The 12,636-nt window shown below is 51.5% G+C and carries 2 protein-coding genes; both read left to right on the plus strand.

The features are described 5' to 3' along the window. The first annotated feature begins 23 nt into the window (after positions 1–23). Positions 24–4,496, plus strand: a complete 4,473-nt coding sequence (locus V8F51_RS19315) for an S-layer homology domain-containing protein (RefSeq protein ID WP_337102025.1) — start codon at positions 24–26, stop codon at positions 4,494–4,496. 596 nt (positions 4,497–5,092) lie between these two features. Next, on the plus strand, positions 5,093–12,271 hold the full coding sequence (locus tag V8F51_RS19320) for an immunoglobulin-like domain-containing protein (RefSeq protein ID WP_337102026.1): 7,179 nt from the start codon (positions 5,093–5,095) through the stop codon (positions 12,269–12,271). The last annotated feature ends 365 nt before the right edge of the window (positions 12,272–12,636 follow it).

Below are 12,636 nucleotides of genomic sequence, written 5' to 3' on the forward strand. Positions count from 1 at the left end.
AAAACAACTAGGGAGGCACTTGAATGGTTCCGAAAAATTCTAAGCTCAAAAAATTCATCTCAACAACTTTGGCTTTTTTGCTGATGTTTAACGTTTCGTTCTTTGTAGATTGGCAAAAGACGCATGCGGCTGCGACGAACCTGGCGCTGAACAAGCCGGTGACGGTAAGCGGTACTTTTAGCAGCTACGTGGGAAGTAATGCAGTAGATGGCGTTAACGGTACTTTCTGGTCTCAAAACAATACAACTACAGGGGGCCATTTAACGGTCGATTTAGGCACACCGACGACCTTTAATGCATGGGAAATTTATCGTGGGTGGTACATTATGGGGATCGAATTGCAAATCAGCTCGAATGGCGTAAACTTCACTCCTATCAACGATCCTAACGCTTCGGCTACGATGACTCCAACCTCGTATTATGACTCGGGCGTGAAACCTTTATCGTCACCAGTTACTGCGAGATATGTCAGACTTGTTATTAGCGCTAATTACGATACTTATTTTCGAATATATGAATTCAAACTGTACAACCTATCGGCTCCTAGCGCCCCATTGAACGTTAGTGCTGAAGGTGGCGTTAACCAGGCGAAGGTATACTTTACTCCTCCGGCAGATGACGGCGGTGCCGCGATTACGAAGTACACGGTCACTTCCTCGCCGGGTAACATTACCGCGTCGGGCACTTCCAGCCCGATTACGGTCCCAAGTCTACCAGTAGGAGACTATACGTTCACGGTTAAAGCGACGAATATTGCGGCAACGGGCTCCAGTTCCACGGATTCCAATTCGGTTGCGGTAACCGCACCGACTTCTCCTGAAGCGACGCCAACGGCGGGAGTTGACTACGCGGCAGAACAGCTGACGGGATTGGTGGCGAACGGCGCCTACACCATTAACGGTACGGCGGTGACGGCGGACGGCAGCGGCAAGGTAGCGATCGACGGCAGTTGGCTGGGCGTAGCGGTGAATGTGGTGAAGAAGGGCAACGGCACTTCGACGACCGATAGCACGGCGCAGACAGTTAGCTTGCCGTCCCGACCGGCTATGCCAGCCGCAGGAAAGACGGACGAGACGTCCTTTAATGGCAACAACGGAACGTTGATCGACCTGACGTCGGCGATGGAGTACAAGAAGGGGACGGCCGGCAGCTGGACAAGCGTAACCGGTACGAGCGTTACGGAGTTGACACCGGATACGTATTACGTGCGCGTCAAAGCAACTTCTTCGGCCTTCGCATCTGTTGAGCAGACGGTCACGATTGCGGCATTCATTGGGTCACCGGAGACGACACCGGAGGCGGAGATCGACTACACGGAGGAACAGTTGACGGGCCTGGAGCCGAGCGGCGACTACGTCATTAACGGTACGGCGGTGACGGCGGACGGCAGCGGCAAGGTAGCGATCGACGGCAACTGGCTGGGCGTAGCGGTGAATGTAGTGAAGAAGGGCAACGGCACGACGACGAGCGACAGCACAGCGCAGACAGTGGGCTTGCCGTCCCGCCCGGCTATGCCGACCGCAGGAAAAACGGACGAGACGTCCATAAATGGCAACAACGGAACGTTGACGAACTTGACGTCGGCGATGGAGTACAAGAAGGGGACGGCTGGCAGTTGGGCAAGCGTAACCGGTACGAGCATTACGGAGTTGGCGCCGGATACGTATTACGTGCGCGTCAAAGCAACGTCTTCGGCCTTCGTGTCTGATGCACAGACAGTAACAATCACGGCATTCATCGGGTCGCCGGAGACGACGCCGGAGGCGGAGATTGACTACACGGAGGAAGAGCTGACGGGACTGGAGCCGAGCGGCGACTACGTCATTAACGGTACGCCGGTAACGGCGGACGGCAGCGGCAAGGTAGCGATCGACGGCAGTTGGCTGGGCGTAGCGGTGAACGTGGTGAAGAAGGGCAACGGCACGTCGACGACCGACAGCACGGCGCAGACAGTCAGCTTGCCGTCCCGCCCAGCGACGCCGGCCGCAGATAAGACGGACGAGACATCCATTAGCGGCAACAACGGCACGCTGACGAACGTGACGTCTGCGATGGAGTACAAGAAGGGGACGGCTGGCAGTTGGACAAGCGTAACCGGTACGAACATTTCGGAGTTGGCGCCGGATACGTATTACGTGCGCGTCAAAGCAACGTCTTCGGCCTTCGCATCTGATGCACAGACAGTAACGATCGCGGCGTTCATCTCGCCTCCGGAGACGACACCAGAGGCGGTGATCGATTACGCGGCGGAACAGCTGACGGGACTGGAGCCGAACTCAGCCTACTCCATTAACGGTACGGAGGTGACGGCGGACGACAGCGGCAAAGCAGCGATCGACGACAGTTGGTTGGGCGAAGTCGTGAACGTGGTGAAGAAGGGCAACGGCACGACGACAGCCGACAGCGAGGCGCAGATGCTGAGCCTGCCGTCCCGCCCGGCAGCTCCGGTTGATATAACGGTGACGGATATTACCTACAACGGAGCGAATGACGGTTCTATTCTCAACGTAAATTCTACGATGGAGTTTAAAATAGAGAATACGGAAACATGGACGAATATAACGGAATCGTCGGTTGTCGGACTAGCGCCTGGCGATTATTATGTGCGAGTAGCCGCAACAGAATCGGCATTTGCCTCTATCCCCGCTCAGGCAACCATCCATGACACGGATGCGACCATTCCAGGGGAGCCGAATGTGAGTGCCGACGATACGGGCAATGTCATTATCGGTCTGGACACTACGATGGAATTCTCGGTCGACGGTGAAGCTTACGTCCGATATAACGGAACCAACATGCCGCAGTTGAGCGGCGAGCATACGGTTCAGGTGCGGGTGGCTGCCAGCGGCTCCATTCCGGCGGGACCGGCCGCTACGCTGATCTTCACGACGAATGCTTCCGTTCCGGCAGGAGGCTTGACGGTGACCTCCGTAGACGCTAGAGGTGCGGCAAACGATGGCAAAACCCGAATTGCGGTAACGCCTTCCATCGACGGCGCGAACAGGCTGGTCTACTTTAACTTCGGCAGCGGCATTGTAGACGTACCGAATGTCGGCGACACGCTTAGCGGTTACTTGACCGTACCAAGCGACCGCCTGATCCCGGCGGCGAACGGCGACAAGATCGGCGTAGCCGAGATAAACGCGCTGGGCGAAGTCGTGAAGTTCGGTCATACGACAGCGCGTGTTATCGCCGAACAGTCGGTTACACCGCCTACTAACGAAGCATCGACCGATCCAAATGAAGAGTCGGTCGACGTGCTGGTTAACGGCAAGGTTGAAAATGCGGGCAAAGCAACAACGACAGAATCGGGCGGCATCAAGACGACGACGGTCGTCGTCGACCCGGCCAAGCTTCAGTCGAAGCTGGATGAGGAGGGCGTGAATGCCGTCGTCACCATTCCGGTCAAGTCGGCGTCCAACGTCATTGTCGGCGAGTTGAACGGCCAGATGGTCAAAAACATGGAGAATCTCTTGGCAACGCTCGTCCTGCAGACGGACAAGGGCGCCTATTCATTGCCGGCGAAGGAGATTAACATCGACGAATTAGCCGGCAAGCTCGGCAGCAACGTGAAGCTGGAGGACATTCAGCTGAAAGTCACGGTTGCGCAAACGACCGACACGATGGCCAAGGTAGTCGAGAGCGCAGCGTCGGAGGGCGAATTCTCTGTTGTCGTGCCCGCAGTTGACTTCACGGTCACAGCCACCTACGGCGGGAAAACCGTCGAGGTTACGGCATATAACGTCTATGTTGAACGCATGGTCGCATTACCTGATGGCATCGACCCGAACCGAATTACAACGGGCGTCGTCGTTGATCCGGACGGAACGGTTCGGCACGTACCGACCAAGATCGTAATGATTGACGGCAAGCCTTACGCAAAAATCAATAGTTTGACTAACAGCACTTACGCGGTCGTTTGGCATCCAATTGCCTTTGCCGATGTGGAGAAGCATTGGGCTAAGGAAGCAGCGAACGACATGGGGTCGCGTCTCGTCATCCATGGCGTGAACGAGACAACGTTCAATCCGGACGCGGAAATCACCCGCGCCGAGTTCGTGGCGATGATCGTGCGCGGACTGGGACTGAGACTGGGTGAGGGAGCGCATAGCTTCAGCGACGTCGCAACGGACGCTTGGTATGCGAGCGCCATTCAGACAGCCTTAGACTACGGCCTGGTCTCGGGTTATGAGGACGGCACCTTCCAGCCGAACGCCAAGATCACGCGCGAGCAGGCAATGGTTGTCATCGCCCAGGCGATGAAGCTGACGGGTCTCGCCAAGGAAACGGGCGTGCCCGATAAGGATGCAGTGCTTGGCAAGTTTGCCGACAGCGCCAATATGGGCGCGTGGGCAACAGACAGCATCGCGTTAGCCGCAGAGGCAGGGCTGATCAACGGCCGTAGCGACGGCAAGCTCGAAGCCAAAGCCACTGTCACCCGCGCCGAAGTGGCGACGCTGATCCAAAGACTGCTTAAGCAGTCGGATCTTATCTAAAACCTAAAGCGTAATGAAGAGGGCACAGAACAATGTCATAAGTTAAGCTAAAAGATATAAGCGGAAATGAAAATGGAATCTGAAACGGCACGGGAGAATCCCCGTGCCGTTTTATTTTTTTTGGTGCAAGCACTTAAAGTAATATTGCCCCCGTAAAGGATAAGACTGCCTCATTGGAACTCTATTGCAACACTCGTATGATAGGATATGTCCACATATTTACAGAGTGTGTTCGGCAAATGATGACAGGATGAAAAGAAGTAGTAAGGTTACGTTATTGCACGTACGCTTATCGCTCTTTGAATCCTGTTGTTTTTTTTTGAGTTTTTGAAAACGCTATCATTGTATCGGCTGTAGACGGACGCGCTTTACCAAGATCGGTAAAAAATGATTCTCACACAGGGGGCTGATCAAGAGTAGATAGACAACGCATGAAAGGTTTAGTAGTTGCTAGCTTAAATGTTGGCTAAAGAGCTAAGGGATCTCTGCAAAACCTAAAAAATATGAAGTATGGAGGAAATTTTATAATGATGAAGAGACGGTTATTAGCATCGTTACTTGTGACAGCGATGCTACTTACTTTGTTTTCTCCGGTTATGACAGTAAGCGCAGCATGGGGAGATAACGTAAATCTTTTGACCGTAAATGCAGGTACAGATAGTAATACGGCGACATCAACTGCTGCGCCGGATGGACAGACAGCATGGAGTCTTAATACCGGAACCTCGAAGAACGGAGCGCCTTGGGACAACCTCTTCACGCCGAATGTGTCGCCTCTAAGAGATGTATCTGCTTATAAGGACGGCTACTTTGTATTCGAGATGTACGTTCCGAGTGAGAGCTTCAAAAGTATGCAAGGAAATAACTGGCTCGTCATCGTAAGCGACAGCAATCCCTCTAGTGACAAGTTCAACAATGATTCTCGTCTCCAGCTTAATCTAAGCGGTGTCACGAATGCGGCGGTTGGTACATGGGCGACGGTCTATACGAAGTTATCGTCGACAAGTACCGTAGCCGGCAATTTCAATGACGCCTGGCTGGACAAAGTAACCAGACTGGCCATGCACCTGCAGTGGGGTACAGGTGTCCCTAGCACTCCGGTGTTCATCAAGAACCCTCGTTTCCAGAAAAGCAATTTAGGCGTTCCACTTTCACCATCAGCAGTTCCCGAACTTAACGTAGCAACGAGAACAGCATCCACGAATGCACCGGCTAGCGGGCAAGCGGTGGAATTGGCAATAAGCCAAGATGGGAATGCTCCTACATCCGGTTGGGCAGATGGAATTCTCAATAGTGGCGTGTATTCATATCAATTCGCCACATTACCCTCGGTAACTACCTACTATGTATTCGCGCGCACGAAAGCAAACAGCAGTTATCCCTTCATCGGCGCATCTACAAGAACTACGGTAACATCTACTAGCGATCAAACAGTGGTTAATAATGCAGCAGCGTCTCTGACATGGGATACGATTAAAGGCAGTAATACGTTGAATACGGATGTGAAATCAGCACTTAGTCTTCCGACGCTAATAGGAACAACGAACGTCGCATGGTCCTCGAACAATGCGGCAATTAGCAGCACTGGAAGCATTAATCGGTTGTTGAATAGAGAAGTGGACAAAACCGTCGTACTCACAGCGACCATAACGAAGGGCACTGCAAGTACTACGAAAGCCTTCACTGTGACGGTAAAAGCTGTACCGGCGGCGGTCAACGCTCAGGCTGCGACATTCTTCCCTAATTCGAATGAAGGAGCAAATGCTGTTGCACCGGACGGCAACAATGCGTTCAAACTGGGCGCTGGAAGAATCGGCGCAGGCATCGAACGGATCTGGGATGCTCGCTTTATTAACAGTAGCGGCAACCAGGATCTATTAGGTTACGCAAATCAATATTTTGTATTTGATATGTATGTTACGCATGCGGACCTATTGAATTTCAATGGGAACAACTGGATTGCCATATCGGCTGGCGGCAATAATATTGACACCAATTCGCGTCTTAATCTTAACGTTAGCGAAATGCGAAATGGACCTGCTAACGGATGGATTACGGTACGTGCGCAATTATCAGCAGCCAATTCTCCGAATGGCTTCAATCCCGTTAATCTGGACACGGTCGAATCAGGAAGATTGCAATTGCAATGGGCAGCTCTGCCCCAAGGCGACATCTACATTAAGAACCCGCGCTTCCAGAGCACTACGGATTCACCGAGACCGATTCCCGCAGCTGTTGTGACGGCTAGCAACGTAACGTTATCGTCAGCAGCACCGACGAACGGTCAGGCTGTGCAGTTCGCGATCAACACAACTGGCAGCACTCCTGCAGCAGGGGATTGGACGACGGGTACTCTGAGTGGAGGCGTGTATTCCGCGACATTAACGAAACCAGCAGGGAACATCTACTATACATTCGCACGTACGGCTCAAAGTACGCAGTATCCTTTTGCAGGAACGCATACAAGAGTTCAAGTCGAGTATAATGCCGATAGTCAGGCCATAGCGGATGCAGCCGCTAATCTGACTTGGAACACGATCAGAAATGCGAATACCATTCAATCCGAAGTGAAAACGGCGTTGACGCTTGCGACAACAGGTACGAATAGTACTTCTATCGCATGGTCGGCTACACCTACAGGTATCATTAATACAGCAACTGGCAGTGTAACTCGCGACGCTAGCCAAGACAAAGCCGTAGCCCTTACGGCGACAATAACCAAAGGCAGCGGAACGCCTGTTACAAAAACGTTTAATTTGACCGTACTCCGTACGGCTGCCGAGCCTGCTACAGTGTTCATTGACATCAACGATGCGAACACATTCGTTCAATCGGGCAACAAACTTCAAGGCAACGGCATTGGCATCAGCCTGAGCGGAGACATTACCCCGGTGGTAGTCGCGCCACAAAGTGGTGTAGGCTCTGCGCAGGTAGGCGATTTCATGTACGTCATTGTAGATGACCTTAAGCTTAAGCAAGTCAACAAGGTCCAATTAGAGGTCAAATACTGGAGACCGAGCGCAACCGGCGGTATTTCGTTACACTACAACACCATATATCCTGGCAGTTTCTCCGGGTATGATGCGTACCGCTCAGCGAGCCTTCCGGCGACAGGAAGCGGCAACACTTGGGTAACTTCACAAGTTGTGCTTAACGGATCTAACTTCGCGATAGGCGCACAAAATCAAGGCGCGCACTTACGTTTCGCTACAGCAGGAGCAATCATTCAGAGCATTCGAATAACCGAAATTGCTCCAACGGATGCAGAAGCGATACAGCTTGCTTCAGACGCGCTGACTTGGGACGCAATCAAAGGCGCGAATACCAATCAAGATTCGGTTGAAACCAATATGACTCTTGCCTCATCAGGCTCGGCGGGTACGAACATTGTGTGGACATCTAACAATAATACGGTTATTAACAGCACCACCGGCGCTGTTAATCGCCAAGCAAATAATGTATCCGTAACCCTTACGGCGACAATAAGCAAAGGTACGGCAACTTCGGTTGTTAAAACCTTTAATATTGTCGTTCGCGGAACAGGTATCGGAACCGACGAGGGTGCAGTAGCTAATATGATCAACAAACTGACATGGAATCTAATCAAAGGCGTAAATACATCTCAGAGTAATGTGACAACGAACTTAGTGCTTCCGTCGACGGGCGAGAATACGACGGATATTACATGGACGACATCCGCGGCTAATCTCATTACCGCAGCAGGCGTAATCCCGACCAGCCGTCCAGACAGCGGCGGTACTGTAACGCTTACGGCAACGGTAAAGAGAGGTCTGGCAGGCGCTCTTGTAACCCAGACTAAGTCATTCATGCTGACAGTCCCGAATCGATACGATTACGCGAAACATATGAGAACGGCAATCGATCAAGTGAACGACGCGAAGGATTGGGCGATCTCTGACTTTAACGTACTCGCTTTCGGTGCAAAGACAGAAGCGATGGCAGCGACAGAAGGCTTAGTTAACTTCGATAACAGAGCGGCATTCCAAGCGGCGATTGATGCGGCTTACAATGATGGCGGCGGCGTAGTGTATATTCCAGCGGGGACCTATGCGTTCCGTTCGGAAACTACCGGCACAATCAGCGTGAAAAGCACGACAGGCAATACAACCTACTCATACAAACAAGTATTAAACTTGCGAGCAGGCGTACAGCTCCGCGGCGAATGGGATAACCCGGATGCGGTTGGTTACGATGGCAAAATCGACGGAACGATTCTCGCAGTCTATGCCGGACATAACTCCGCTAACTATGACACGTATGTTGACTCTGACGAGCGTGAGAACCAGACTGGCGGCAAAAAAGTAGCGAACGTATCCGATCGATTCATCGACATGGAGCAAGGCACAGGTGTAACTAACCTGTCCGTATGGTACCCGAATCAGGATATAGATGCGACAACCCTTGTTGAGAAGAGAAACGCAGATGGTCAGAAGACAGGACAATTTGAGAACATCAAAGGCATTCCGTATCCGTGGACGTTCTATCAAAGAACCGGAAACAGCGTGACGCTGGATAACGTGACTTTGGTCAACGCTTGGGGAGGTTTCATCTCCCTGCCGAGCGAGATGCATTATGTGCTGAACAGCAATATGACGGCTCTGTATAAGGGCATCGTGGTTCACACCTGTACGGACATTGGGCGGATCGAGAACGTTAATATGAATCCGAAATACTGGGCGAATTCGGGACTGGGCGGCGCACCTTCTCTAGCGAGCGCAAGAACGTACACAAGAGCGAATGCGACCGGATTCATGATGCATCGTTCCGACTGGGAGTACGTATCGGGATTGAACATTTCCGGCTACAAGACGGGGATGTGGATCGGAAGAGAGCCTGGCGGCGACGAAGCTCCGAACGCGCAGTTCTATGGAGTGAAGGTTGAAGATAGTGTAACTGGTATGTACATTGACAACGTCAACGGCTTCGGTTTGCTGATCTCCAATTCGGAATTCGGCGGCGATACGGCAGTACAATTCGACGAACGCTTCAACACGTCGGTTCAATTCAACGGTGTTGCATTCAAAGGTCCAATTGTAAGCAACGCCAGAGGCGGAGTTATATCGTTCGAGGACAGTACGTTCGATCAATATAGCAATTACGCGCTGAATTTCCTTAATCGAGGCAACGCACTAATCAGTCAGAGCAACTTCAAGCAGGCTGGCAACCATGTCAATCTTGGAGCCAACTTCGGGGCGTTCAAATCGGTGAACTCAGGCTATAACTTAAACATCGAGAGCGCTAACCTTGCCGCGCATATCAGTAACCTGAACCTTGACGTAGACGGTGGCGGCAGTAGCACGACCAAACAGATCGTCAATGACGTCGAATATTTGTTCGAACCGATTCCGAAGAATGTCAAAACAGATATTGACGTACATCCAAAACCGACATCAGACGCAGTGCTCAGACTTGACTTCCCGCGCTCGTTAACAAGCAGCGCACCGACCGCGGATATCTCTGTGAGATTGCAGGAAGCGCTCAACTATATTAAAGCGAATCACGGCGGCGGCACGATCTATCTGCCAGGCGGAAGATATCGCTTGGATAATCCAGTCATTGTTCCTGAGGGTGTTGAGCTCAGAGGAACATGGGATGTACAGCACCATACACAAGGCGGCGGCACGGCGATATTCACCAATTATACCGGTGGCGCTCAGGGAGAGAACGGAGCTTCTCTCATTCAGCTTAAGGCAAATGCAGGTCTACGAGGACTTATCATTACGCAAGCCAATATCACTAGCGTCAATCTCACTAACCCTGAGCAAACGCTCAAAGCTCCGTTCTTGGTACAAGGACAGGGGGCAGGCGTATATGCGATCAACTTAACGATCCCTATAGGCGATAAAGGGATAGATCTCGCATCCTACAAAACCGACGGCCACTATGTCGATTATCTAGGCGGTACGCTCCTCAGAGCAGGTATCTGGGTTGGAGGCGGAGCGGAGGGCGGATTTATTCGCAATATGCAATTCAATCCGCATTACGCATTGCGACTTCCAGGAGGTCAAGGATACACGGCACCTTCAGGAGATTTGTACGGATTCGTACAAAGATACATGAGTGCGCTCAAATTCGCTGATGTGGAAGATCAGACGATCTTCAACAATTTCGTGTTCGGTTCGGTATACGGCATCCACTTCCTGAAGAGAAATCTCGGGAATGGCCAGTTCGCATATCCGGGCAAGATGACGATGATCGGTCACGGTTCGGACGGAACGACGTACGCTCTCTATGTGGAAGACGCGGACCAACATACCAAAATCATCGCGATCAACTCGGAATTGGTTAATACGAACATCGCGACAGAGCCGAACAGATCGTATGTCAGAATGGGCGATGTTGCGAATACGACCAAAATCCACCCTAACGCGGAACTTGTCCTGTACAACAGTGCGTTCTGGGGAAGTCCGACCGTAGCGGGAGCGATCGTCAATAACGGTATCGTTCGATTCCAGCAAGCTAACTTCACTCAGTTGCCTGGCGACAATCCGGGTATAGAGGTCACTGCCGGCAAAGCACATGTGTACTCTTCTTACTTCCAGCCGTCTAAGAACGGTCAGAATAACAATGTGTATGCCATGCTGCGCCAAGGTGGCATATCGATCGAGCTAAGCAATAACTATTATGCATCTGGTCTCAGAAACAGTGCCCCAGCGAATAACCCGTACGGTATTTACGGTGCGGATTTGGCGGCGGAACCGTTCGTATTCAACATCACTCAAAATGGAGCAGCAAAGCAATTAAACTTTAAGTTTAATGTCGGAGGAAGAACCTCTGCACCGGGGACATTAACGATTGCTTCCCCCTCTGGGTATGCTGGAGGTTTCACTCCGGTTCCATTCGCCGGTCTTGCGGCAGGCCTATCCGTAACGGTAGATTTACCTCATTATGTTGCAGGCTTGGTCACCTTCAAGCTACAGCTCAACGATGGCAAATCCTATACGTATAAGGCCAAAGTTGACTCGGCTTATGCCGAGAAGGTAAGCTCTGTCGGAGCAGACAACCCGGCGAAGATTGCTGCAACTCCGGCCTATGTAATGAACACCGAAGATTATGTAACGATGGGAACATGGGGTGGACCGCAAGACCTCAGCGTACAGTCGCGTTTCGCATGGGACAACAACAATCTATATGCGTACATTGTCGTCACGGACGATGTGCACTATAGTAGCCAGACTGGTGGAGACATATGGAAACAGGATAGCTTGCAGTTAGGCATTGATCTACTCAATCCTGCGACCAACAGCACGACGCGGAATGAATTCGGATTCGCGCGAGGCAATGGCGGCGGTAACGTCGTATGGGCATGGACTCGTCCTACAGGTTCCAATGCACCGACTGCTCCGATCTCGAATATCGTGGCCAATATTACGAGAGATGAAGCTACGAAGACGACGATTTACGCTTTGACAATTCCGTTCAATACGCTTCATAATGCTCCTGCAGCGCTGCTCGCGAACAAAAGAATCGGCGTATCGGTTATGCTGAATGATTCTGACGGAGCGAACGAGTCTGACGGTACCAGAACCACATTCGAAGTTGAAGGTGGACACCTGAAGAATTCAAGTTTATTTACAGCGTTACATCTGTTAACCGCAGGCGAATACAATACAATGCTTGAGGCATCGGCAACCGCTGCCGTCAATAAAGCTGTCACGTCTGGATCAGCTGCAGATATCGCTATGGCACGTAACTTTATCGCGATTATGCCAAACGGCCAAGCTAAGACAGCGTTACTGGCGTTACTTCCGTAGCAAAGCTGTGAAATCTACATGGTGTCTTCCCAGCCAAGCCAGAACCTGAGTAAAACCAACCGTTACATCAAGCACTAATGAAATCCCCGGTGTCTATATGCGCCGGGGATTTTTTTGAAATATAAGAAAGTATAAAATTGTACTCTTATACTAGGCTTATATTTCATCCGCCAAACGATTGCTTACGCCGCCAAAGGACGGCGATAGCCGTTTACGCTTGTGCGCCATGCATGGCGATAACTAGGCGGTGAAAGTCCGCTGTGGAAGTTTGTAGTTACCAACCACTAGCGAAGAGCAAGCATGTCAGAGCCTCGACTTTCTCCAAGCCAATACGTTCTCCCTTTTTGCAAATTCGCACTCAAAGT

Origin of the sequence: Paenibacillus sp. YIM B09110 (assembly GCF_037167145.1) — a bacterium.
GTDB lineage: Bacteria > Bacillota > Bacilli > Paenibacillales > Paenibacillaceae > Pristimantibacillus.